Source organism: Neisseria viridiae (assembly GCF_962747995.1).
GTDB lineage: Bacteria > Pseudomonadota > Gammaproteobacteria > Burkholderiales > Neisseriaceae > Neisseria > Neisseria viridiae.
The window spans coordinates 1-23,171 of sequence record NZ_CAUJAJ010000023.1 but is presented as its reverse complement, the minus strand read 5'-3'; the positions used below and the strand labels follow the sequence as shown (position 1 = coordinate 23,171).

General features: G+C 51.7%; 21 protein-coding genes and 3 pseudogenes. 13 read left to right on the top strand and 11 right to left on the bottom strand.

The window, feature by feature from the left end:
- Positions 1-85: 85 nt before the first annotated feature.
- Positions 86-892: a cytochrome C assembly family protein gene (locus tag Q9J79_RS09775; protein WP_002221447.1), complete on the bottom strand. Its 807-nt coding sequence runs from the start codon at positions 890-892 to the stop codon at positions 86-88.
- Between the two features lie 219 nt (positions 893-1,111).
- On the opposite strand from Q9J79_RS09775, the gene ffh reads away from it, so the two are divergent.
- Both ffh and Q9J79_RS09765 read left to right on the top strand, forming a co-directional pair.
- Entirely contained in the window at positions 1,112-2,482 is a 1,371-nt protein-coding gene (gene ffh / locus Q9J79_RS09770; protein WP_301911106.1) for a signal recognition particle protein, read from the top strand.
- A gap of 258 nt (positions 2,483-2,740) precedes the next feature.
- Positions 2,741-3,196, top strand: a complete 456-nt coding sequence (locus Q9J79_RS09765; RefSeq protein ID WP_301911104.1) for a four-helix bundle copper-binding protein — start codon at positions 2,741-2,743, stop codon at positions 3,194-3,196.
- A 54-nt stretch (positions 3,197-3,250) separates the two neighbouring features.
- Here Q9J79_RS09765 and Q9J79_RS09760 read toward each other — a convergent pair whose 3' ends face one another.
- Together Q9J79_RS09760 and Q9J79_RS09755 are read right to left on the bottom strand one after the other, a co-directional pair.
- The gene (locus tag Q9J79_RS09760) at positions 3,251-3,856 is read right to left on the bottom strand and encodes a nitroreductase family protein (RefSeq protein WP_301911102.1); all 606 of its coding nucleotides are present in this window, start codon (positions 3,854-3,856) and stop codon (positions 3,251-3,253) included.
- A 50-nt stretch (positions 3,857-3,906) separates the two neighbouring features.
- The gene (locus tag Q9J79_RS09755) at positions 3,907-4,305 is read right to left on the bottom strand and encodes a DoxX family protein (RefSeq protein ID WP_301911101.1); all 399 of its coding nucleotides are present in this window, start codon (positions 4,303-4,305) and stop codon (positions 3,907-3,909) included.
- Positions 4,306-4,412: 107 nt separating this feature from the next.
- Here Q9J79_RS09755 and Q9J79_RS09750 point away from each other — a divergent pair, with 107 nt between their 5' ends.
- Positions 4,413-5,324 (top strand): LysR family transcriptional regulator, encoded by a 912-nt coding sequence (locus tag Q9J79_RS09750; RefSeq protein WP_301911100.1) that lies wholly within the window; start codon positions 4,413-4,415, stop codon positions 5,322-5,324.
- Positions 5,314-6,615 (top strand): FAD-binding domain-containing protein, encoded by a 1,302-nt coding sequence (locus tag Q9J79_RS09745; protein ID WP_301911099.1) that lies wholly within the window; start codon positions 5,314-5,316, stop codon positions 6,613-6,615. The genes Q9J79_RS09750 and Q9J79_RS09745 overlap by 11 nt, the downstream gene beginning before the upstream one ends.
- A gap of 67 nt (positions 6,616-6,682) precedes the next feature.
- On the opposite strand, the gene Q9J79_RS09740 is transcribed toward Q9J79_RS09745, so the two are convergent.
- The 3 genes from Q9J79_RS09740 to Q9J79_RS09730 form a co-directional block, all read right to left on the bottom strand.
- Positions 6,683-6,880, bottom strand: coding sequence for a hypothetical protein (locus tag Q9J79_RS09740; protein ID WP_301911098.1), 198 nt, complete (start codon positions 6,878-6,880; stop codon positions 6,683-6,685).
- A gap of 218 nt (positions 6,881-7,098) precedes the next feature.
- Entirely contained in the window at positions 7,099-7,287 is a 189-nt protein-coding gene (locus Q9J79_RS09735; protein WP_301911097.1) for a hypothetical protein, read from the bottom strand.
- Between the two features lie 211 nt (positions 7,288-7,498).
- Complete coding sequence (locus tag Q9J79_RS09730) at positions 7,499-7,903, bottom strand: helix-turn-helix domain-containing protein (RefSeq protein ID WP_301911096.1); 405 nt, start codon at positions 7,901-7,903, stop codon at positions 7,499-7,501.
- Positions 7,904-8,028: 125 nt separating this feature from the next.
- Here Q9J79_RS09730 and Q9J79_RS09725 point away from each other — a divergent pair, with 125 nt between their 5' ends.
- The 5 genes and pseudogenes from Q9J79_RS09725 (at position 8,029) to dinG (ending at position 12,233) form a co-directional block, all read left to right on the top strand.
- The gene (locus Q9J79_RS09725) at positions 8,029-8,628 is read left to right on the top strand and encodes a hypothetical protein (RefSeq protein WP_003708220.1); all 600 of its coding nucleotides are present in this window, start codon (positions 8,029-8,031) and stop codon (positions 8,626-8,628) included.
- An 8-nt stretch (positions 8,629-8,636) separates the two neighbouring features.
- On the top strand, positions 8,637-9,368 hold the full coding sequence (locus Q9J79_RS09720) for a hypothetical protein (RefSeq protein ID WP_003708219.1): 732 nt from the start codon (positions 8,637-8,639) through the stop codon (positions 9,366-9,368).
- Positions 9,369-9,503: 135 nt separating this feature from the next.
- Positions 9,504-9,674: pseudogene (locus Q9J79_RS09715) on the top strand (IS5/IS1182 family transposase); the annotation flags it as partial.
- A 77-nt stretch (positions 9,675-9,751) separates the two neighbouring features.
- Positions 9,752-10,054: a hypothetical protein gene (locus Q9J79_RS09710; protein WP_301911095.1), complete on the top strand. Its 303-nt coding sequence runs from the start codon at positions 9,752-9,754 to the stop codon at positions 10,052-10,054.
- A 28-nt stretch (positions 10,055-10,082) separates the two neighbouring features.
- Entirely contained in the window at positions 10,083-12,233 is a 2,151-nt protein-coding gene (dinG, locus tag Q9J79_RS09705) for an ATP-dependent DNA helicase DinG (protein WP_304717651.1), read from the top strand.
- 88 nt (positions 12,234-12,321) lie between these two features.
- On the opposite strand, the gene Q9J79_RS09700 is transcribed toward dinG, so the two are convergent.
- Positions 12,322-13,818 (bottom strand): Sau3AI family type II restriction endonuclease, encoded by a 1,497-nt coding sequence (locus Q9J79_RS09700; protein WP_003708212.1) that lies wholly within the window; start codon positions 13,816-13,818, stop codon positions 12,322-12,324.
- A 113-nt stretch (positions 13,819-13,931) separates the two neighbouring features.
- Between Q9J79_RS09700 and Q9J79_RS09695 the strand changes: the two genes are divergently transcribed.
- Positions 13,932-15,191, top strand: a complete 1,260-nt coding sequence (locus Q9J79_RS09695; RefSeq protein ID WP_002256347.1) for a DNA cytosine methyltransferase — start codon at positions 13,932-13,934, stop codon at positions 15,189-15,191.
- Positions 15,188-15,802, top strand: a complete 615-nt coding sequence (locus Q9J79_RS09690) for a tellurite resistance TerB family protein (RefSeq protein WP_003712299.1) — start codon at positions 15,188-15,190, stop codon at positions 15,800-15,802. The genes Q9J79_RS09695 and Q9J79_RS09690 overlap by 4 nt, the downstream gene beginning before the upstream one ends.
- Before the next feature lie 94 nt (positions 15,803-15,896).
- Here Q9J79_RS09690 and Q9J79_RS09685 read toward each other — a convergent pair.
- The 3 genes and pseudogenes from Q9J79_RS09685 to Q9J79_RS09675 form a co-directional block, all read right to left on the bottom strand.
- Positions 15,897-17,772: pseudogene (locus Q9J79_RS09685) on the bottom strand (acyltransferase family protein).
- Between the two features lie 80 nt (positions 17,773-17,852).
- Complete coding sequence (gene purB, locus Q9J79_RS09680; RefSeq protein ID WP_304717650.1) at positions 17,853-19,223, bottom strand: adenylosuccinate lyase; 1,371 nt, start codon at positions 19,221-19,223, stop codon at positions 17,853-17,855.
- Positions 19,224-19,294: 71 nt separating this feature from the next.
- Positions 19,295-19,927, bottom strand: a complete 633-nt coding sequence (locus tag Q9J79_RS09675) for an LOG family protein (RefSeq protein WP_301911090.1) — start codon at positions 19,925-19,927, stop codon at positions 19,295-19,297.
- A gap of 35 nt (positions 19,928-19,962) precedes the next feature.
- Here Q9J79_RS09675 and Q9J79_RS10500 point away from each other — a divergent pair.
- Positions 19,963-20,076: pseudogene (locus Q9J79_RS10500) on the top strand (IS5/IS1182 family transposase); the annotation flags it as partial.
- A gap of 110 nt (positions 20,077-20,186) precedes the next feature.
- Complete coding sequence (locus tag Q9J79_RS09665; RefSeq protein ID WP_304685316.1) at positions 20,187-22,067, top strand: ribonuclease catalytic domain-containing protein; 1,881 nt, start codon at positions 20,187-20,189, stop codon at positions 22,065-22,067.
- A 763-nt stretch (positions 22,068-22,830) separates the two neighbouring features.
- Here Q9J79_RS09665 and Q9J79_RS09660 read toward each other — a convergent pair.
- Positions 22,831-23,171: YadA C-terminal domain-containing protein (locus Q9J79_RS09660; RefSeq protein WP_304717649.1), on the bottom strand; the 341-nt coding region annotated here is incomplete at its 5' end.

The window sequence follows — 23,171 nt, the reverse complement described above, 5'->3', positions numbered from 1 at the left end:
CCTTCCTCCCCCTCCTCTGGCTGGTGCGCCTTTGTGAATATGCCGTCTGAAACTTGGGGCTTCAGACGGCATCTGTTGGCTCTTCTTATCTTTTCAGAATGATTTCCAATACGAACTTGCTGCCCATATAGGCAATCATAAGGCTGACAAATCCGATGATGGTCCACACGGCGGCTTTTTTGCCGCGCCATGCGGTCATGCTGTGCTTGAGCAGCAGTCCGCCGTAAATCAGCCATGACAATATGCCGAATACGGTTTTATGGGTAAAGGTCATGGGTTTGCCGAATACGGCTTCGGCGAAGAATGTGCCACTGACGACGGAATAGGTCAGCAGGATGAAACCTGCCCACATAGCCTGGAACATGAGTTTTTCCAAACTGAGCAGCGACGGCAGGAATCCTGCGAGCTTGGAGAAGCTCCTGCGGTGCAGGCTCCGATTCAGCAGCAGGGTCAAAACGGACAATAATGTTGCGATGCCGAACAGCCCGTATGCGAGCAGCGAAGTTCCGATATGCAGCATAAAGGGAAGGTCGGTAATTTCATATCCCGAGAATTTTCCAGGAAAAACCAAACCTGACAGCAGCATCAGTGCGGCGCAAGGATACAGCAGCAACTGCACTCCGCGCAGCGGATAAAAGAAGCTGCCGGCAAAATAAATAAACAGCATCATCCAAACAATCAGGCTGCCGGAATACCCGAAGCCCATAATGATGATTTTGTCTTGAATGACCGGCATAAGCAGTGCCGCGCCGTGGACAGTCAATGCCGCGCCCAAAACCGGCAATTCCGTCTTCCACGGGTAATCCCGGCCGCGCCCCTGCTGTTGGCAGTGCCATGCAAATGCACCCAATCCTGCGTAAACCGCCGTCAAAAAGATGAAAACTGTCGGCATGGTGGACTTTCTCTATCTATACTGTTGTGCCGTATGCGGCCGCTTATGAAATATTGGAACTTTTAACGTTGGAATTGTAAAATCCCCGTTTCGGGCAAGCCTTGACGGATTTGCCGATATGCTGTCCGGCACACAAGCCGCATCAAATTATTTTGATTTTATTTTAACAAAGAATGCCCCTGATGGGGCAAGCTATTCTTATTCAGACCAAGGACCAGTATGTTAGACAATTTAACCGGCCGCTTCAGCAATGTCTTCAAAAACATCCGGGGACAGGCCAAACTGACCGAAGACAATATTAAAGAAGCCTTGCGCGAAGTCCGCCTCGCCCTGCTTGAGGCGGATGTCGCCCTGCCTGTCGTCAAAGAGTTCGTCAACAACGTCAAAGAAAAGGCCCTCGGTCAGGAAGTGGCGGGCAGCCTGACACCGGATCAGGCATTTATCGGCGTGGTTAACAAAGCCTTGATCGAACTGATGGGCAAGGAAAACAAAACGCTGGATTTATCGGTTTCACCGCCCGCCGTCGTGTTGATGGCGGGTTTGCAGGGCGCGGGCAAGACAACAACCGTCGGCAAACTCGCCCGCCTGCTGAAAAACGATCAGAAGAAAAAAGTTTTGGTGGTATCCGCCGACGTTTACCGCCCTGCCGCGATTGAACAGCTGCGTCTGTTGGCCGAACAGGTCGGCGTGGACTTTTTCCCATCCGATACCAACCAAAAACCGGTTGAGATTGCAACTGCCGCCGTCGATTACGCAAAAAAACATTTTTACGATGTCTTGATGGTCGATACCGCCGGCCGCCTGGCAATCGATGAAGAGATGATGAACGAAATCAAAGCGCTTCACGCGGCGGTCAACCCAGTTGAAACTTTGTTCGTCATCGATGCGATGCTGGGTCAGGATGCGGTGAACACTGCTCAGGCATTTAATGAAGCCCTGCCGCTGACCGGTGTCGTATTGACCAAGATGGACGGTGATTCGCGCGGCGGTGCGGCATTGTCCGTACGCCATGTAACCGGCAAACCGATTAAATTTATCGGTATCGGCGAGAAAATCAACGGCCTCGAGCCTTTCCATCCCGACCGTCTTGCCAGCCGTATCCTCGGCATGGGCGACGTATTGACCCTGATTGAAGACGTCCAAAAAGGTATTGATGAAGAAGCCGCCGCCAAAATGGCGAAAAAGCTGCAAAAAGGTAAAGGCTTCGACCTCAACGACTTTAAAGAACAAATCCAACAGATGCGCAATATGGGCGGCTTGGAAAACCTGATGTCGAAAATGCCGGGCGAACTGGGTCAAATATCGAAACAAATCCCCGAAGGCACGGCTGAAAAAGCGATGGGCAAAGTGGAAGCCATCATCAACTCGATGACCCCTAAAGAACGCGCCAACCCCGCCCTACTCAAAGCCAGCCGTAAACGCCGTATTGCAATGGGTGCGGGTACGACCGTGCAGGAAGTGAACAAATTGCTCAAACAGTTTGAACAAATGCAGCAGATGATGAAGATGTTCAGTGGGAAAGGCTTAGGCAACCTGATGCGTATGGCGAAGGGGATGAGGGGGATGAAAGGGATGTTCCCGGGTTTGTAAGGTTTGAAAACGGATGCCGTCTGAACCGATTTTCAGACGGCATTTTGTCTGCTACCATATCCACGCGCCATCTTGCATCATTTTGAAACAGGGCGGCGCGCCTTTTCTTAACTTTCCGAATAGCCGAACCTGCCTGTCCGTGCGACAATCCCGCACCGGCAAAATCAGTCGGTTGTTCAAAAAAGCCCCACGGTCGGGGCAGTATGCGGGGAAGTGCCTTGTGCCTGCCCTACTTTCTTAAACCATAAAGGAAACATTATGAACCGTCGTCAATTTTTGGGCAGTGCCGCTGCCGTCTCCCTGGCTTCCGCCGCTTCTTTCGCTCGTGCACACAGCCATGCCGACCACCATCATCATCACGATATGCAGCCTGCCACCGCATCCGCCTACACCGCCGTCCGCCAAACTGCCGCACACTGTCTGGATGCCGGACAGGTTTGCCTGACACACTGCCTGTCCCTGCTCACTCAGGGCGATACGTCTATGTCCGACTGCGCGGTTGCCGTGCGCCAAATGCTTGCCCTATGCGGTGCATTGCACGACCTTGCCGCACAAAATTCCCCTCTGACACGCGACGCGGCAAAAGTGTGCCTCGACGCATGCAAACAATGTTCCAAAGCCTGTAAAGAACATGCCGCCCACCATGCGGAATGCAAAGCATGTTACGAGTCCTGCCTCGACTGTATCAAAGAATGCGAAAAACTCGTTGCCTGATACTGAAAAATGCCGTCTGAATCCTTTTCAGACGGCATTTTTTTGACCGAGAAATTATGCGCCGAACACTTTCAAACGTTCTGCAACGGGTTGGAACGTTTTTTCTCCGGCGGGCGCACCGATTCCCCCGACGACCATTTGTGCGCGCAACAGCCAGTTTTCGGGGATATTCCACGCTTTGGCAATCGCCGCATCGGGCAAGGGATTGTAATGTTGCAGGTTTGCACCTACGCCGACCGCGGCAAGCGTCGTCCAGACGGCATACTGTACCATAGCGTTCGCCTGGTCCGCCCAAACGGGAAAGTTGGCGGCATAAGCAGGGAACTGCTCCTGCAAACCTTTGACAACATTTTGATCTTCATAAAACAAAATAGTTGCCGCACCCGCCTTAAACAGGTTCAATTTTTGCGCGGTCGGTTCAAAACTGTCGGCAGGCACGACGGCACGCAGCGCGTCTTCGACAAATTGCCACACCTTATCATGCTCTTCGCCAAACAGCACGACCACGCGGGCAGATTGGGAATTGAACGAAGAAGGCGTGTGCAAAACGGCGTGTTCGACGATTTGGACGATTTCATCTTTGCCGACGGGCAGATTTTTATTTAACGAATAAACGGAACGGCGGCTTTCGGCAGCCTGTTGCAGGGATTGGCGGCTCATTTCTTTTCCTTTCAAAAACATTCGACAAAATACACTTTAGACGGCCCGGTTCAGGCTTTACGCTTGAAAAACAGCCTGTCCAGCGACCACGCGCCACCGCCCTCTGCCGCGATATAGAGGAATACGAAGCAGAACAGCACTGCGGACTCGCCGCCGTTGGCAATCGGGAACAAAGCATTTCCGGAAGCGTGTGCCATAAAATAGGCAACCGCCATCTGGCCGGACAAAACAAACGCGGCAGGGCGCGCAAACAGGCCCAACACCAGCAAAATGCCGCCGACAATTTCTAAAATACCGGCAAGCAGCATCAACCCTTCGGGCGAACCGCTGCCCATTTCAATGGGGAAGGCGAAGAATTTTGACGTACCGTGCAACAAAAACAGGTAGGCGGTTACGATACGCAAAACAGAAAGCAGAACAGGTTGGATACGTTTGCAGCAATCGGACATAAAAGCTCCTTTGATATTTGTCTTCATTTCAGGCGGCAGAGTATAGATGTTTCCCCGTTTCAAATATATACTGCTTTTATTGATACAACTTTTCCACACAAGAAAATATGGACACCCTGTTCAGCCTCAAAGTTTTCCGCCAAGTCGTCCAAAGCGGCGGCTTCACCCGCGCCGCCGACGCGCTCGGCATCTCCACCGCAATGGCAAGCAAACACGTCAGCCACTTGGAAAACACCGTCCAAGCCAAACTCCTGCACCGCAACAGCCGCAACCTCAGCCTGACCGAAGCCGGGGAAGAATACTACCGGCAATGCAGTTACGCGCTCGACACGCTCGACGATGCCGCGCAAAAAGCCGCCGGAGGGACGGAAAAACCGCAGGGGCTGCTGCGCGTAACGATGCCGCTGTGGTTTGCCGGCAGCCAGATATGCAACTGGCTGGCGGAATACCGCGAACGTTATCCCGAAGTAACATTAGAACTGATTTTGGACAACCGCCACGTCGATTTGATTGCCGAAGGCGTGGATTTGGCGTTGCGCGTTTCCCAAACCCTGTCCCCTTCGCTAATCGCGCGCCCGCTGGCGGAAATCGAATTTGCCCTGCTCGCCTCGCCCGACTTCCTGATACGCAACGGCGTACCGAAAACGCCGGAAGAAGTAACGAGGCTGCCCGCCGTCCTGCCGACCTACACCAATCAGCAGAAACTCGACATCACCCGCAAATCGGACGGCAAGAAATATCAGCTTGAACTGACCCCCGTCATCCGTACCGACAATACGCTGATGATGCGCGAAATGATTAAGGCGGGCGCGTGCATCGGTTATCAGCCGTTTTGGGCGGCGGAACACGATTTGCGTTGCGGCTCGCTGGTGAGGCTGCTGCCCGAATACGCCGTCCTGACCGACCGCCTGAACGCCGTTTATGCGGACAGGGCATTCTTAAGCGCGAAAGTCCGCAGCTTCATCGATTTTCTGAACGAAAAAATCGCCAGCAGGAAAGGCTGCCGAAATGCCGTCTGAAACCGCCCGCCCCCTTTATGCGGACACGCGCTCCGCGCGCACGCTCGTCTGGTTCCGACAAAACCTCCGTATCCGCGACAACGCCGCCTTATGCGCCACCGTTGCCGAAAGTTTGCCCATTATCGGTATTTGGATTGACGATGCCGAAACAGACAACCCTCGCCGCGCCGCGTTCTACCGCCAATCCGCCGCCGAACTCGCCCAAGGGCTTGCAGGGCGCGGCATCCCGCTCTACACGGCGGCATCGCCTGCCGAGCTCGTCCGGCTCGCCGTCCGCCTCAATATCCGCGCCGTCATCGCCGACGAATCCCATACTTTTGCCGACAAACTCGCCGACAACGCCCTTTGGCATGAGCTAGACAAACACGGTATCAGGCTGACCTTCGTCAACGACCGTTCCGTTTTCGACCAAACCGACCTGACACCAGACAACGGTACGGCACACACCGATTTCAACCGCTACCGCAAAGCATGGCTCGACCGCTTTTCCAAGCAGCCCCCCGCCGATTCGGACATATTCGCGACATACCGCCAACCGTTCCCCGAAAACCTGCCCGCCCCGCAGCCTGCCGCCCTTTCAGACGGCATCTTCCTGCCGCAAAACGGCGGTGAAACGGCGGCTTGGCGGCAGTGGCGGCGGTTTCTCGAACAGGCGGATTCCTACTCCGTTTTAAAGGATTTCCCCTCACGCAAAAACACTTCGCTGATGGGCGCGTATTTGAGTGCCGGCTGTATCTCGCCGCGCCTGCTCGCGTGGGAAAGCCTCGAACGCCATCTGAACGCGTGGACGGACAATATCATCCGCCGCGATTTTTTCCTTCAACTTGCCTTGCAGCACGCGGATGATGCCCCTTCAGACGGCAATCCGGAACACACCCTGCGCCTGACGCTTTGGCAGCAGGGCCGGACCGGCATTCCGATTATCGATGCCTCTATGCGCTGTTTGCACAAAACCGGCAGCCTCCACCCCGCCCTGAGACGCTTGAGCGCAGATTTTTTCTGCCACGTTTTAAACCTCCCCCGCCGCGAAGGCGAGATATGGTTTGCCCGGCAGCTGACCGATTTCGATGCGGCAATCAACCAAGGCAACTGGCGGCTTGCCGCCTCACGGCACACCTGCCCCGACATTGCCGCCGCCGCACACAAGACCGACCCCGACGGCACTTTTGTCAGACGGCACATCCCCGAGCTTGCCCACCTGCCGGCGGCAGTCATCCATACCCCGTGGCGCGCCGCCGGCAGCATCGACACCCACGGCTATCCCGCCCATCCTGTCGTCGGTATTCCCTAAGCGGCACGGCAACCTAAAACAAATGCCGTCTGAACTTCCGTTTCAGACGGCATTGTGTCCGAATGACTCAATATCTTCCGTTTTTTTCACTTTCAATAATCAGATATGCCCAAATCACCGCCACCCAAGCCGACACCGTTCCCATCGCCAGCAAAAAATAGAAATCGATGACGAAGGACAAGTCAGCGACACCAGCGCGGCAAACGCCGTGACCATGCTGATAGCAAAGAGTTTTTCCGACAGCTTTTCCAAAGGCTTCGCCCACCGCACCGACACGGCAGGTCGTGCGGCGCGGGCTTGGCGGTTTTTCGTTTTGCGTTTGTTCACGGGCTGTCTCCGCTGTTTGAGGCCGTCTGAAAACCTTGGGATATGGTTTTCAGACGGCCTTTTGCTGTTTGCCTTACAGATACGGCAAATCAAACGCTTCGCCGTAGCTTTCGGCCAGAATGGTGTTGATGCGGGCGGCAAATTCAACGGCGGGCATCACGACGCTGTCAGGACGGGCGGCCACGGAACGCTGTCCTGCAAAAATTCTTCCAACTCGAATTCCCACACCGATTCGCCCTCGGATTTCACCATTTCGGCAAATTCCTGCTCCGGCCACACGGGCAGGAAAGTTGCCCCACCATCGTCCACCCAGAAACAGCATTCGCCTTCGTCGTCGGCCAACACATACAGCGTTTCCGCCTCGGCGATGTTTTTCAGTGCGTGCAGGCAGCGTTTGTCGGCGGCGGGTTGAGGATGTTGTCTATGGCCTGTTGCGGGTAGCTCATGGTTTTCCTTTAAACGGTTTTACGCGTCAATGTTCTGCGCGATCAGGGCGTTGTTTTCGATGAAGGCGCGGCGGGGTTCGACTTCGTCGCCCATCAAAACCGCCGGTTTCCTATCCGCGACCGATTGTTCTAATCAGTTCGTTCAAACTGTCAAGCTGCTGCTTTTGCCAAGTAATCAGTTTTTCTTTTTCCATCAATATGGCTTGCAAATAGCCGTTTTGCTGCTTCAGCTTTTCGATTTCGATCACATACTGCTCCTGCGATGCGTAATAGTTGGCGGAGTTGGTGCGGTTTTCCATATTCAGAAACACCAGATTTTTCTCAACCGTGAGCAGATCCACCACGTCCATGCCCAACACATCGGCGATTTTTTCCAGCTTGTCCATCTGCAAACCCACCTCCCCGCGCTCGATTTTGGCATAGCCGTTTACCGACATCTGAAGCTGCTCGGCCATGTTTTCCTGCGAGAAGTTTTTCAGCTCCCGGATTTTGCGGATTTTTTCGTGAACTTTCATCAATAACCTTCCTTCTGCGTGGGGCTAAGCAATATTGGTGGTGGGTGTTATGTAAATTGTTGTGAGTTTAGCATAATACGCTTTGTACCTATATAGAAGATTTTTGCTTACAGGAGTTTATTTAAATGAATAAACTATTGCTTTTCTGCATGATTCCAGTGCTGGCTGCTTGTCAATCGGTACAGCCTTATGTTGATGCTTATCTGAATGACCTTAACCAAAAACTGCAACAGAATATTGAAGGGTTGCAGACTGAATCTGCTTCAAACACTGAGCCGAAAAACACTGAGCCGGAGATTGTAAAAGATGAAGCGAATGCTTTGCCAGAAAAGGTATCTCACAAAAAATCAGGTGGTTCGGCTGAGCTTAATCCGTCGGATATTGCGAAACTGATAGCCGACAACCGGCTGCCTAAAGCCAAAAGTATGTGGAAACTGCTTCCTGAGTGCCGCAAGCAATTTAGCTTGCAATATTCTCTTTTGGAGAAAGATGGTAGACCTGAGAGAAAAAATATATTAATGAATTGGTTATTGATTGCAGACGAACTACACAGGAGCAAACAAAATAACGGGTTGATAGATACATTTACAGCACAAAAATTGGAGAACGTTTGCAAGAAGACAAATGTTACTTTGGTTGACACGGCTGCAAAGCAATTTGGATTAAATCTAAGTCAGATAAGGAAAATGCAGAATCGTTCTGAGTTTATTGACGTTAAATTTTAGGAGTAAACATGGATATCAAACAAAACTATGACTGGCTGCGCGACTTTCACGGCTGCGACGGCGGCGACATCGGATCGCCCGAGAAACCGTCTGTGTGGGTATGCGGCATCGAATGGGGCGGCGGGCACACCGTTGAAAACCTGCGGCAGATTGCGGCAGAGCCGTACACGGGCGACACGGAGTTCGGTTATGGAGACTGGCAGGAATGCGTTGCCTATCCTTACAACATCAGCGTCTGCAAACTGTTGTGCGCCTTAAACGGCGGGCAGGTAGAGAATTACCGCCGCTTTGCCGAAGAAGTGCAGCCGTTTGTACACAAAGCGGATTCGGGCTATTTCAAAATGAACCTGTATCCGATTGCGTTTAAAAACACTGATGCCAGCCTTTGGCAGCAGGAGTTTTCCGAGATTACGGGTTTTGCCGACAAGCAGGAATACGTCAATTTCTGCAACAAATACCGCTTTGCCCAAATGAACCAATGGGCGGAACAATACCGCCCGCGCCTGATTATCGGATTCGGCACATCTTACGATAAGGAGTTTAACGTTGCGTTTTCAGACGGCCTTTCAGGTTTTCGTCAGGAAGAAATCGTCGGAAAAAAATTAAAATGGAAGCGCAATCAAAACGACACATTGCTGGCAGTATTGCCGTTCCCGAGCGGTTCTCACGGTTTGAACAGTAACGAATCTTTGCAGAAATTCGGCGAAAGACTGGCGGAGTTGCTGGTCGGCAGGGAGTAAAACAGCATTTAATAGTTGGGGCAGGTTTCACAGCAAGCATAGTTTGGGTTGCCAAAACCAACAGACAGCATGAGACCTTTGCAAAATCCCCCCGAAATCCCCTAAATTCCCACCAAGACATTTAGGGGATTTCTCATGAGCACCTTCTTCCGGCAAACCGCCCAAGCCATGATTGCCAAACACATCGACCGCTTCCCACTATTGAAGTTGGATCAGGTGATTGATTGGCAGCCGATCAAGCAGTACCTGAATAGCCAAAGAACCCGTTACCTTAGAGGCCATCGCAGCCGTCCCGCTTATCCTGTCGCCGGTATTCCCTAAGCGGTACGGCAACCTAAAACAAATGCCGTCTGAACTTCCGTTTCAGACGGCATTGTGTCCGAATGACTCAATATCTTCCGTTTTTTTCACTTTCAATAATCAGATATGCCCAAATCACCGCCACCCAAGCCGACACCGTTCCCATCGCCAGCAAAAAATGCTGCCAATCCGTCATCGGCGGTACAGGGCAACGGCTGCATTCGATTTCCGCGCCGCCCAACAACCGGTACAGCAGCATATCCGCAATCCAAAGCAACAACGGGTATTTCAAACGCCGCAACCAAAAAACCAACCACGTCCGCACGATTCACCTCACCCCCTTTCCGACAACGATATTGTACCGCTTCCGTGCGATGTTAAAATAAGCCCACTTCTACCGCCGTACAAAACGCCATGCTCACCGATTTAGAAAAAAACGCCATCCGCGACCATTACCAAAACATCGGCAAAAACCTGCCCGGTTTCCGTCCGCGCGCTTCGCAGCGGGAAATGATTGCGGCGGTTGCCAACGCTTTTTCGCGGACGTTGACGCGTGAAGAAGGCGAAGAAGCGCCCAAACGCGAGGGCGAGAGCATTGCCGTAATCGAAGGGCCGACCGGCGTGGGCAAATCGCTTGCCTACCTGCTGGCGGGCGGCATTATGGCGCAGACGCGCGGCAAACGGCTGATTGTGAGCAGCGCGACGGTGGCTTTGCAGGAGCAGTTGGTTGACCGAGATTTGCCGTTTCTGGTCGAAAAAAGCGGTTTGGAACTGACCTTCGCACTTGCCAAAGGACGCGGCCGTTATCTTTGTCCGTACAAACTCTACCAACTCACGCAAAGCAACGCCCAGCAAAACCTGCTTGGTTTTGAAACGCCGGAAGTGTTGTGGGACAGCAAACCCAAGCCCGAAGAATTGAAGCTGCTGCGCGACATCGCCGATGAATTTTCCGCCCGCCGCTTTAATGGCGACCGCGACACTTGGCCGGAAAAAATCGATGACGCGATTTGGTTCAAAGTGACCAACGACCGCCACGGCTGCCTGAAATCCGCCTGTCCCAACCGTCCGGAATGCCCGTTTTACCTGGCACGCGATATGTTGGAAACCGTCGATGTCGTCGTTGCCAACCACGATCTTCTGCTTGCCGACATCAGTATGGGCGGCGGCGTGATTCTGCCCGCGCCCGAAAACAGTTTCTATTGCATAGACGAAGCGCACCACCTGCCCAAAAAAGCCCTCAGCCGCTTTGCCGCCGAACATTCATGGAATATTGCCGTTTGGACGCTGGAAAAACTGCCGCAGCTGACCGGCAAGATTGCCGCGCTGACCGATAAAGCCGAACTTGCCAACCTCGCCGACGAAGCCGCCGCATCCTTGCTCGACAGCCTGCACGAATGGCAGTTCCATTTGGCGGAAGAGCCGTCTTTGAGCTTGGGGCCGTCTGAAAACGACAGGCGAACCAACAGCGAACCGACTTGGCTGTGGGAAGACGGCAAAATCCCCGAAGGCCTCGAAACCACCGTTTCCAACACCGCCGTTGCCGCGCGCAGCCTGCTCAAACACGTTATCGGGCTGAACGATGCGCTTTCTGCCGCACGCCGCGAAAAAGAACAGGACGGCGCGCTCCTCGACCGCCTGACCGGCGAGTTCGGCCTTTTTATCGCCCGTATCGAACAAATCAACGCGGTTTGGGATTTGCTCTCCACCGTCCCTCTCGAAGGCGAAGAGCCGCTGGCAAAATGGATAACCCGCCGCGCCGACGACAAAAACGACTACATTTTCAACGCCAGCCCCATCAGCAGCGCGTCCCACCTTGCCAACAGCCTGTGGCGGCGGGCGGCAGGCGCGGTGTTGACCTCCGCCACCCTGCAATCCTTGGGCAACTTTAACCTGATGCTGCGCCAAACCGGGCTGCAATGGCTGCCCGAAACCACCACCCTCGCCCTCAAAAGCCCCTTTGACTTTGAAAAACAGGGCGAACTCTACATCCCCCCCATATACGCCAGCCCCAAAGACCCCGAAGCCCACACCGCCGCCGTCATCGAGTGGCTGCCCAAGCTTATTTCGCCCTCCGAAGCCATCGGCACGCTCGTCCTGTTTTCCTCGCGCAAACAAATGCAGGATGTCGCCCTGCGCCTGCCCGGAGACTACCTGCCGCTCCTGCTCGTACAAGGCGAATTGCCCAAAGCCGTCCTCCTGCAAAAACACCACCGGGCCATAGAAGAAGGCAAAGCCAGCATCATCTTCGGACTCGACAGCTTTGCCGAAGGACTCGACCTGCCCGGCACCGCCTGCGTGCAAGTCATCATCGCCAAGCTGCCGTTTGCGATGCCCGACAACCCCATCGAAAAAACCCAAAACCGCTGGATAGAACAGCGCGGCGGCAACCCTTTCATCGAAATCACCGTCCCCGAAGCCGGCATCAAACTGATCCAAGCCGTCGGTCGCCTCATCCGCACCGAACAAGACTACGGCCGCGTAACCATCCTCGACAACCGCGTCAAAACGCAGCGGTACGGCCAACAATTATTAGCCGGCCTGCCGCCGTTTAAAAGGATAGGGTAAAAAAATGCCGTCTGAACACATCTTCAGACGGCATTCCCGGCAGATACGGCACGCCGAACTCGTTGCCATGACAGGCTCTACTCTTACACTAATCCCACTTGCCTTCCAAAACTTCTTTCAAGAATTTCTTGGTCATCCAAAATGAGTGTTTGGTAATTCTCAGTCCATTCGGTAATTCATCCGTATCAGATAATTTTCCTTTACCGACAAATTTTCCTTTTTCAATCTCATAGTAAGAATTGCTGGCATGGATTTTGGTAAAAATTACTTGATTTACCCGACTTTGTGGAAAATTGGTAGAAACACGGTTATTTTGGAAGGTGAGCTTCACACTATTTTTGATAATATTCCTCGTTTCCTGCCAAACTCGTTGCAATTCTTCTATTTGACTATCGGGAAATCCCCAAAATTTCATGGAATCCAATACAAATAATTTAGGCTCAATTTCCTTAAACACGACAAATAAAAATTGCTTGCTGAAAATTTCCAAATAAGGTTGAGAATCCTCCCAATTGTCATTTTCAGACAATTCTTTAAATTGATAGGTTTTGAATGGCGAATCTTCTTTGGGCAACCCTTCTTTATCCACCCGAATTACCCGCAAATTCATATTTGCCTTCTGAAATTCCTGTGTTTTTTCAATATCACCCGTCAAGCCTAATATTTTTCGGATCAATATGCTGTTTTTCCCTTTAGCTTTCGGATTGACTTTAAATAATTTATAAAGCTCGCTCTCTGAACACCCTTTGTAAACAGAGATTCTTTCCTCGATTATTTTCGTAAAAGATTTTTCCTTACCTCGAGAGGTTTCCGTTATACTTTCGTCCTCCTGCCCTCCCTGGTTGAAAATTCTATTTCGGATAAGATTGGTCATGTAGCTAGCTTTCAATTCCCAAGCTCGCTGTTTCGCTAGTTCGTTACCAAACGGCTGTTTCCGAAAATCCTTTCCGTGCCCCTCCCCTTTGGTACAAGTTGATAAATATTTACCATCAGATTCAGATAACTGATGGGCGTTTCCATCCTTAATCTTTTTCGTAATCTTTTGATAATCTTCAAGAATGACAGCCATATCTTCTTCAAACCATTCGTACAGGAAGATTTTTTCGATACTGTAATCTTCCATAGTTTGTCCAGAAATCAGACCGTTATAAAACAGTAAAAGAAGGTTTTGGCACTTTTGCCAAAGATGGGTTTTGTAGAAATCATCCAAATTTTCTGTTTCATAATTCAAGATATTTAATACCAAGCGCTCCTTTGCACTGATTGTGCCATTTTTATTTATCTTAAAAGGAGTAACTTTCAACTCCACGCCTATTTTTTCAAAATCTGGTGTCGAATCGTTATTGGGCAGATAGCCGAAAAAGTATTTTTCAATGTAATTTCCGTACTGACCTTTAGACCTCATACTAATGGGTTTATCATCCATTGTTGAAACTGTCTTATTCACATAATCTTGATACGTTTTGTACGGAGATTTCCTATATTCTTCCATCAGCTCGGAAAACTTCCGATTAAGCAGCCGTTCGGAATACTCCAAAACGCTTTCAACTTTACTGTCGTCATAATCAAATAAGTCCTTGCTCATTTATTCCCCCGTTCTCTGTTGCGGCATAAAGCCTGTCCTAAATACTTTCAACTTGATCGATTTTTCGAAATGGTATATAGTCTTGGAAGAATAAAAAATCAAGGCAGAAAAAAATGAAAGTTCTTGAATTATTTGCCGGTGTCGGTGGTTTTCGAATCGGACTCGAAAATGCGAACAAAGACTTGTTTGAAACAAAATGGGCAAACCAATGGGAACCTTCCCGAAAATCTCAAGATGCTTTTGAGGTTTACGATTACCATTTCCCAAACAGCGAAAACATCAACATCAGCATCGCAGACATTACAAATGAAAAATTTTCCGAAATGGATGCCGATATGATTGTCGGAGGCTTTCCATGCCAAGACTATTCTGTTGCCCGCAGTAAAAAAAACGAGCAAGGAATCGAGGGGAAAAAAGGAGTTCTCTTTTGGGAAATCATCCGTGCCACCCGCATCATTCGCCCCAAATACCTCATTCTTGAAAATGTTGACCGATTGCTAAAAGCACCGTCTAAACAGCGGGGACGTGATTTTGCCATCATGCTGGCAGCCTTTGCCAATTTAGGCTACTCCGTTGAATGGCGGGTTATCAACGCAGCCGAATACGGACGCAGCCAACGCCGTCGCCGCGTTTTCTTTTTCGTTTACCGCAACGATACGGATTTTGCCAAGCAAATTGATAAGCAATGCGAGAATAAAGCCCCCGTCTTTGAAAAAAACAAGTACGATGACTACCTTTTTCATACTGGTCTGTTTGCAACACAATTTCCAGTCAAACCTGCACCTCTAAAGAACCGTCAGGTTTACCACGAACTAGCTGAAGATATTGTCGATGTATCGGACAACTTTACTGGAACGGTTTGGAATACCGGCATCATGCGCCATGGAAAATACTATTCTGTCGACACTGAACCAGATTACGACGGCAAACCGATTACGCTGAGGGAAATCTTGCAAAATGAAGAGGATGTCCCAAAGAAATATTTCCTGACAGATTCTACAACACTAGAAAAATTCCAATACCTGCGAGGATCAAAAAAAATCGAGCGGATTTCTGCCGACGGTCATACCTATATCTACTCCGAAGGCGGTATGTCGCCTTATGACGACCTGAATCTTCCTGCGCGTACCATGTTGACCTCTGAAGGATCTGTCAACCGCTCCACCCACCTTCTAAAAGTGCATGACAAATATCGTCTTCTCACACCTATCGAAGCGGAGAGGCTGCAAGATTTTCCAGACAACTGGACAGCAAAGAAAAAACTAGCAGATGGCTCTATTGCCGATGTCTCGGACAAAATGCGTATGTTCTTTATGGGGAATGCCCTAGTAACCGAAATTGTTAGAAAAATTGGAGAGTTTATCAAATCATGAACTTCACCCGACTGCTCAACCAAGTCTTAAGCACGGTTCAAAAAAAAGGCAACACATTCTCCGACAGCCCGCTCAATTCATTCGGCGGAGGCGCGCCGGTTGCCGGTGCCGCCTCCATGCTGCTGAACGGTAAAAACCGCAAAACCATCACCAAAATCGGTTCGACCGCCGCTTTGGGCTACCTCGCCTACCGGGGCTATCAGATGTGGCAGCAAAACAAAGGGCGGGCAACCGTAACACAAAGCGATTTCCAACCGTCCGGAGAAACGGAAGAAACATACAGCCGCACCGTATTGCGCACCATGATAGCCGCCGCCGCTTCAGACGGCATGATAGACGAAGCCGAACGCCGGACTATCGAACAGGAAAGCGGCACAGACCCCGAAACCGCCGGATGGCTCGCCGCCGAATACCGCCTGCCCGCAAGCATCGAAGACATCGCCGCCGCCGTCGGCAACGATGAGGTGCTGGCGGCGGAGGCCTATCTGGCGGCAAGACTGGTATGTGCCGATTTGTCGCGGAAAGAAACCGTCTTCCTCGCCCGCCTGTCGCAGGCTTTGGAACTGGATGACAATCTGGTGGAAAACTTGGAAAGGCAATTGGGGTTTTGATTCAAAATTCCCTCCCGCAGGGGAGGGAAAATAAAAACCACCGCCGCCACGAACAGCAAACGGCGGCACAAGCGATATCGGACGGCAAGGCAGGCTACTGCAATACGCCGCCGTGGGAAGATTTAAGCAAGCGTTCGTGTTTGTGAAATTCCCGCCCCATATAATAAGAACCGAAATAGGTCAGGTGGTCTTGGTCGCCGTAAAGATAGCGTCCGTGTATTTCGACCGTGTTTTTAGGCAGGTATTTCTGTGCGTCCACCCAATGCACATTGGGGATATCTTTAACCAAATCAAAGACCGCCTGATTGCTCTTGCCGATGTCGCCCATAGCCTGAATAGGTTGGAGATATTGGTTTATAGCAAATCTTTTCAATTTTTCCTCCCTCAAGGGCGAACGGCTGATTGATGTGTTGTTTGCAAAAACATAGACGGGTTTGACGGCGGCTATCCTTTTGACGGTTTCCCTGAATCGGGCTTGGAACCCGGGTATCAGGAAGGATTGCGCTTCAAATCTCGGCACGGGCTGGCCGCCCATCCTCAAATCATAGAATTGGGCAATGAAAACGGCTTCGGCTTTTTCAACTTCATCCCGGTATTTTCGACATAACGGGTTGTCTGCCAGCTTCTCATCCACCCAAACCAAACACTCCGAATCGAGGGACAGGATTTTAGCTTTCCACCCTTCCCGGCTGCCGACATAATCCAGAAAACCCCGCAAGTGTCCGGCGTGCGAGTCGCCGAGGGTCAGGACGGTTTCCGGAAAATGATTTTCCGCAGCAAGGGGCGCGCCGGGCAACGGGCGGAGGTGTTCCTGTTTCAATATCCCCCTTGCGTACAGGTTGTAACCGACAAGTATCAGGGACGGGGCGAGATAAAGGCAGAAAAATGCCTTTTTGAAGGTCATCTTCCGTTTTCTAAGCGGCTGCTCAATCAAATAATAACTCAACAGGGAAAATCCGGCCGTCAATGCGGCAACCGCCGATACGGCAGGCAGTCCGAGCTGTTTGTCGCCTGTAACGTAATGGGCGAAGGCAATAAAAATCCAATGGTACAGGTATAGGGAATAAGAGATTTTGCCGACAAATACGATGGGGCTTGCCGACAGGATGCGGGTCGGAAGTGTCCCGTATTGCGTACTCCGGATAAGCAGTGCCGCCAGCAGACAGGGAAGGAGCAGGGTTATTCCCGGGATAAACGGATCGTGTTTGTCAATCACGAACAGGCAGGCAAGCAATGCGCCGAAGCAGAGTGATGAAAGCAACTGCCGTTTTCCATTTGCTGTTTGCCGTCTGCCGTTTTCCATTTGCTGTTTGCCCATAAACTGCCAACAGGGAACCCACCAACAGCTCGGGAAACCTCAGTGTCGAAAGGTAATAAGTATTGGGTTGGTTGAGAATATCGGTATAAAACCCGCTTGGCAAAAACGATGAGGCAGTCAAAATCAGAAACAGGATGATGCTGATGTTACGCAGCACCCGTAGCGATTTGGTTTTTTTGCAGCAGAATATCAGCAAAAGGGGATACAGGAGGTAATACTGTTCCTCTACCGCCAAAGACCAGATATGCAGTACGGGGTTCTCGTTGGCACTCAAATCGAAATACCCCTGCTGAAACCCCAAATAAATATTGGACAAGAAAACCGCAGAAAGCTCCACGGTTTTCCGCATTTGGTTGAAATCTTCGTAAAGGAAGATTTGAGAGGCAATCACCGAAGCCAGCGACACGGCCGCAATAAAAGCAGGATAAATCCGCTTAATCCTGCGGGTATAAAAATCCCGGAAAGAAAAAGAACCGTTCTGTATTTCAGAAAGAATGATGCCGGTAATGAGGAATCCTGAGATGACAAAGAAAATGTCCACCCCCAGGAATCCTCCGGGCAGCCAGCGGTTATTCAGGTGGAAAATCATGACGGATAGCACGGCGACGGCCCGCAATCCGTCAATTTCCGGTCTGTATCGGACAGCTTGCATAAATATCGCCCCTGTATGTCCCGTTATCTTAAAAATGCCGTCTGAACGCGCGTTCAGACGGCATCGGTTTCAGTAAACGCTCAAATCCGTTTCGCCAACGCTTCAGCCTTGCCCACATACAGCGCGGGGGTCAGCTCAAGCAATTTGGCTTTGGCTTCGGCGGGGATTTCCAGCAATCCGATAAAGCCTTTCAGCACTTCGGGCGTGATGCCGCCTTTGCCGCGCGTCAGGTCTTTCAGCTTCTCGTAAGGATTGGCCACGCCGTAACGGCGCATTACGGTTTGAATCGGCTCGGCGAGCAGCTCCCAAGTGGCATCCAAATCGGCGGCAAGCGCGGCGGGGTTAGGTTCGAGCTTGTTCAGACCGCGCAGGTGGGCGGCGAAACCCAACACGGCATAGCCCACGCCCACGCCCATATTGCGTAAGACGGTGCTGTCGGTCAGGTCGCGCTGCCAACGGGAAATCGGCAGTTTTTCCGCCAAAAAACCCAATACGGCGTTTGCCATACCAAGGTTGCCCTCGGAGTTTTCAAAGTCGATGGGGTTGACTTTGTGCGGCATGGTGGAAGAACCAACTTCGCCCGCTTTGACTTTTTGTTTGAAGTACCCCAAAGAAATGTAGCCCCAAACGTCGCGGTTAAAGTCGATCAGGATGGTGTTGATGCGGCTGAGGGTTTGGAAGAATTCAGCCATGTAGTCGTGCGGCTCGATTTGGATGGTGTAGGGGTTGAAGGTCAGGCCAAGGCTGATTTCGACGAAGTTGCGGCAGTGGGTTTCCCAATCGACGTCGGGATAGGCGACCATATGGGCGTTGTAGTTGCCGACCGCGCCGTTGATTTTGCCGAGGAACTCTTGCGCTTGCAGGTTTTTAAACTGACGTTGCAGGCGGTACACGACATTGGCGATTTCTTTACCCAATGTGCTTGGTGTAGCAGGCTGGCCATGCGTGCGGCTCATCATAGGGACGGCAGCCAACTCATGCGCCATGCCGGTGAGTTTTTCGATGATTTCGGCAAGTTTGGGCAAGATGACGGTTTCGCGCGCTTCCTGCAGCATCAGGGCGTGGGACAGGTTGTTGATATCTTCGCTGGTGCAGGCGAAGTGGATGAACTCGCTGGCAGCAGAGACTTCCGGCACTTCGGCAAAACGTTTTTTCAGCCAATATTCGATGGCTTTGACATCGTGATTGGTGGTGGCTTCGATGGCTTTGACGGCGGCCGCGTCTTCCAATGAAAAGTTTTCAATCACCGTGTCGATTTCGGCAAGCGTTCCGGCACTAAAGGGCGGCACTTCGGCAATCTCCGGCTCGGCGGCGAGGGCTTTGAGCCAGTTTAATTCGACTTTGACGCGCGCCTTCATCAGGCCGTATTCTGAAAAAATCGGGCGCAATGCTTCAACGGATTGGGCATAACGGCCGTCTAAAGGGGAAAGCGAGGCGATGGGGTTGATCATTTCGGCATCCTGTTCGGGAAAGACATCAAAAATTGTTAAATTGTTTGCAATTATACATCACTCTCAGGACGCTATGCCGTCTGAAGCCCGTGTTCCGACAGATACGCGACGATTTCGTCTTCATCGTCCGATATGGCGAACAAAGAGGCTGCCCCTTCGGAAATCAGGCCGCGCGCCAAAAGCTGCGCGTTTATCCACTCCGCCAAGCCCGACCAAAACGCCTTTCCAACCAAAACGACCGGACGCGGCGGCACTTTGCCCGTCTGCACCAAGGTCAGGATTTCAAACAATTCATCCAGCGTCCCGAAGCCGCCCGGCATCACGACATATGCTTGGGAATAACTGAAAAACACCGCCTTGCGTTCGGCAAAACGGGAAAACCGCAAGGCGATGTCCTGATACGGATTCGGTTTCTGCTCGTGCGGCAAAACGATGTTCAGCCCCACCGAAACCGATTTCCCTGCAAACGCGCCCTTGTTTGCCGCCTCCATAATCCCCGGTCCCCCGCCCGCAATGACGGCAATGCCCGAATCCGACAGCCGCCTCGCCAGACGGAAGGCAAACGCATAATCCGCATGATTCTGCGGCGTGCGCGCGCTGCCGAAGATACTGACTGCCGGAAACACGCCCGCCAATGCTTCGTCTGCCTGCCTGCGTTCGGCATCGTAACGCGCCTGCTCCGGCACACGGTTTGTATTCCCCATTCCGTCCTCCATTCAAAAACGGCGATTGTACCCCGTCAAAAACGTATAGTGGATTAAATTTAAATCAGGACAAGGCGACGAAGCCGCAGACAGTACAAATAGTACGGCAAGGCGAGGCAACGCCGTACTGGTTTAAATTTAATCCACTATAACGCAAGCACCGCAAAGCCGCGCCAACCCTCCCCCAACCTTTTTTCAGACGGCATTTTCGGTAATCTGCTAAAATCGCCCGCTTGAGTTTCCACAGAAAATCCGAAAAATGAATATCTTTTACGAAGAGTCCGGCCAGTTCAAAGTGGCCGCCGTCGTCCAAAAAAACGATGCCACCTATCAAGTCGATACCCAACACGGCAAGCGCACCAAAGTGAAGGCAAACAATGTCTTTGCCGAGTTTGACGGCGATATGGCGGCGTTTTTGGAAAACGCGCAGGCGCAGGCGGCGGACATCGACACCGATTTATTGTGGGAGGTATGCGGCGAAGAAGAATTTTCCGCCGAAGCTATCGCCGAAGAATATTACGGACACGCGCCGACCAAAACCGAGCTGGCGGCGACTTTGATTGCACTTTACGCCGCGCCGGTGTATTTCTACAAAAAAGCCAAAGGCGTGTTCAAAGCCGCGCCCGAAGAAACCTTAAAACAAGCGCTTGCCGCCATCGAACGCAAAAAACAACAAGACGCGCAAATCGACGCTTGGGCGGAAGCCTTGAAACGCGGCGAGATGCCGTCTGAAATCGCGGCGGATTTGAAAACCATCCTACACGCGCCCGACAAGCAATCATTGACCTACAAAGCCTTTACCAAAGCCGCCGACGCGCTGAAAACCTCCGCCTACGAACTGGCGAAAAAAACGGGCGGCATTACCTCTATCCCTCAATACCTGCAAGACGGGTTTGAAATCAAATATTTCCCCAAAGGAACAGGCTTCCCCGACCTTCCGCTTCCTGAAATGCCCGACTTGCCCAAGGCTGACGTTACCGCCTTTTCCATTGACGACGAATCGACTACCGAAGTGGACGATGCCTTGAGCCTGACCGACTTGGGCAATGGCATGAAACGCGTCGGTATCCACATCGCTGCGCCGTCGCTTGCCATTAAACAAGGCGACAAAATGGAAAAAAACATTATGGAACGTTTAAGCACGGTTTATTTCCCCGGCGGCAAAATCACCATGCTGCCTGAAAACTGGATTGCTGCGTTCAGCCTTGATGCGGGCGCATACCGCCCTTCCATCAGCATTTATTTCGATGTGGACAACGAGTTCAACGTCGGCACGCCGACCTGCAAAATCGAAGCCGTCAACATCACCGCAAACCTGCGTATCCAAGCCATCGAGCCGCATTTCAACGCCGAAACCGGCTTGGACGAAGCCGGCGAAATGATGTTCGCCCACCATCAAGACCTGATTTGGTTCTATCAATTCGCCACCGCCCTGCAAAAAGCGCGCGGCAAATACGAACCCGACCGCGCGCCGCAATACGATTACAGCATCGAATTGGATGAGGAAGGCAAGGTATCCGTCGTCCGCCGCGAACGCGGTTCGCCCATCGATACACTGGTCAGCGAGATGATGATTTTGGCCAACAGCACTTGGGCGCAGATGCTCCACGACAACGACCTGCCCGGCCTTTTCCGCGTCCAACCGGCAGGCAAAGTGCGCATGAGCACCAAATCCGAGCCGCATATCGGCATGGGCGTGCAGCATTACGGCTGGTTTACCTCGCCGCTGCGCCGTGCCGCCGACTACATCAACCAAAAACAACTGATCAGCCTAATCGACGACACTGCCGAGCCGCTCTTCCAGCAAAGCGATGCCGAGCTTTTCGCCGCGCTGCGCGACTTTGATGCCGCCTATACAGCCTACGCCGACTTCCAACGCCAAATGGAAGCCTACTGGAGCCTCGTCTATCTGCAACAGCAAGGCATCAGCGAACTGACCGCGACGATTCTGAAAGAAGACCTCGTCCGCATCGAAGGCCTGCCGCTGGTAACGCGCGCGACCGGTATTCCATTTGACGCGCTGCCCAAATCGCAGGCATTGTTCAAAATCACTGAATTGGATGCTGAGAAGCAGTTTATCTCGCTCAACTACATTAAGGCAGCCGCACCCGCGGGTACAACGGCAGGCAATGCCGTCTGAAGCCGTGATGCGGCAAATTCCGGCAAAAACAGAAACCTGAAATCCCGTCATTCCCACGCAGGTGGGAATCTAGGTCTGTCCGCACGGAAACCGATATGCCGTCATTCCCGCGACGGCGGGAATCCAGACCCTTCGGTACAGAAACTTATCGGATAAAACGGTTTCTTTAGATTCTACGTCCTAGATTCCCGCTTGAGCGGGAATGACGGCATAGGGGTTTCTGTTTTCCCGATAAATTACCACAACCCAAAATCCCGTCATTCTCGTAAAAGCGGGAATCTGGTTCGTTCGGTTTCGTTTTTTTTTTGAGTTTCGTGTAACTTCTGAATCGTCATTCCTACGCAGATGGGAATCCAGGTTTGTCCGCACAGAAACTGATATGCCGTCATTCCCGCGCAGGCGGGAATCCAGGCCCTTCGGCTTCAGTTTTTTGAGTTTCGGGCAACTTCTGAATCGTCATTCCCGCGAAAGCGGGAATCCAGACCCTTCGGCACAGAAACTTATCGGATAAAGGGTTTCTTTAGATTCCGCGTCCTAGATTCCCGCCTGCGCGGGAATGACAGCGGAGAGATGATTATGATTTCGGATAACGCCGTGATTTTGAAATTTTGAAATGACAAGATAGGTATTGCCTATTTCCGTCATATCTGCCGATTTCGTGCGTCAAAATGCCGTCTGAAGCCTGTTTCAGGTTTCAGACGGCATTGCCTGCACGCTTACCGTTTAATAAGCGTATGTTTTACCGCTAAATATTTAGAGGCACTTACCATTCGAAATTGACACCGGCGTGATAAGCCACACCGCCGCCGGGTGCAAAGGCAAATCCTGCTTTTGTTGCAAATTTTTCGTTGTAACGGTAACCGACACCGACGGCAAATGCGGATTGCGACCGATAACCGCCCACAGCGGCGGTAACGTTTGCCTTGCCGACAGAGTAGGGTTGGAATAAACCGCTTAACGCGGCTTGTGCCGCCAAACCGCGTTTCAGTTTTTTGTTTTCAGCATCTGCCGTTTTTCCGTCATTTGTTGCAACAACCGCAGTCTCATTAGAATTCGTCGCTGCAAGCGAGTAATTAGAAATTACCCCCCCCCCCCCCGATTCCC

Excerpts from the sequence above, each read along its gene's own strand:
- Q9J79_RS09730 (WP_301911096.1), bottom strand. The coding sequence starts at position 7,903 with ATGAAAGTTCACGAAAAAATCCGCAAAATCCGGGAGCTGAAAAACTTC.
- Q9J79_RS09690 (WP_003712299.1), top strand. The coding sequence starts at position 15,188 with ATGAACTTCACCCGACTGCTCAACCAAGTCTTAAGCACGGTTCAAAAA.
- Q9J79_RS09665 (WP_304685316.1), top strand. The coding sequence starts at position 20,187 with ATGAATATCTTTTACGAAGAGTCCGGCCAGTTCAAAGTGGCCGCCGTC.
- Q9J79_RS09720 (WP_003708219.1), top strand. The coding sequence starts at position 8,637 with ATGGATATCAAACAAAACTATGACTGGCTGCGCGACTTTCACGGCTGC.
- Q9J79_RS09700 (WP_003708212.1), bottom strand. The coding sequence starts at position 13,818 with ATGAGCAAGGACTTATTTGATTATGACGACAGTAAAGTTGAAAGCGTT.
- Q9J79_RS09750 (WP_301911100.1), top strand. The coding sequence starts at position 4,413 with ATGGACACCCTGTTCAGCCTCAAAGTTTTCCGCCAAGTCGTCCAAAGC.
- Q9J79_RS09695 (WP_002256347.1), top strand. The coding sequence starts at position 13,932 with ATGAAAGTTCTTGAATTATTTGCCGGTGTCGGTGGTTTTCGAATCGGA.
- Q9J79_RS09765 (WP_301911104.1), top strand. The coding sequence starts at position 2,741 with ATGAACCGTCGTCAATTTTTGGGCAGTGCCGCTGCCGTCTCCCTGGCT.
- Q9J79_RS09725 (WP_003708220.1), top strand. The coding sequence starts at position 8,029 with ATGAATAAACTATTGCTTTTCTGCATGATTCCAGTGCTGGCTGCTTGT.
- Q9J79_RS09755 (WP_301911101.1), bottom strand. The coding sequence starts at position 4,305 with ATGTCCGATTGCTGCAAACGTATCCAACCTGTTCTGCTTTCTGTTTTG.
- Q9J79_RS09710 (WP_301911095.1), top strand. The coding sequence starts at position 9,752 with ATGACTCAATATCTTCCGTTTTTTTCACTTTCAATAATCAGATATGCC.
- dinG (WP_304717651.1), top strand. The coding sequence starts at position 10,083 with ATGCTCACCGATTTAGAAAAAAACGCCATCCGCGACCATTACCAAAAC.
- Q9J79_RS09675 (WP_301911090.1), bottom strand. The coding sequence starts at position 19,927 with ATGGGGAATACAAACCGTGTGCCGGAGCAGGCGCGTTACGATGCCGAA.
- ffh (WP_301911106.1), top strand. The coding sequence starts at position 1,112 with ATGTTAGACAATTTAACCGGCCGCTTCAGCAATGTCTTCAAAAACATC.
- purB (WP_304717650.1), bottom strand. The coding sequence starts at position 19,223 with ATGATCAACCCCATCGCCTCGCTTTCCCCTTTAGACGGCCGTTATGCC.
- Q9J79_RS09745 (WP_301911099.1), top strand. The coding sequence starts at position 5,314 with ATGCCGTCTGAAACCGCCCGCCCCCTTTATGCGGACACGCGCTCCGCG.
- Q9J79_RS09760 (WP_301911102.1), bottom strand. The coding sequence starts at position 3,856 with ATGAGCCGCCAATCCCTGCAACAGGCTGCCGAAAGCCGCCGTTCCGTT.
- Q9J79_RS09775 (WP_002221447.1), bottom strand. The coding sequence starts at position 892 with ATGCCGACAGTTTTCATCTTTTTGACGGCGGTTTACGCAGGATTGGGT.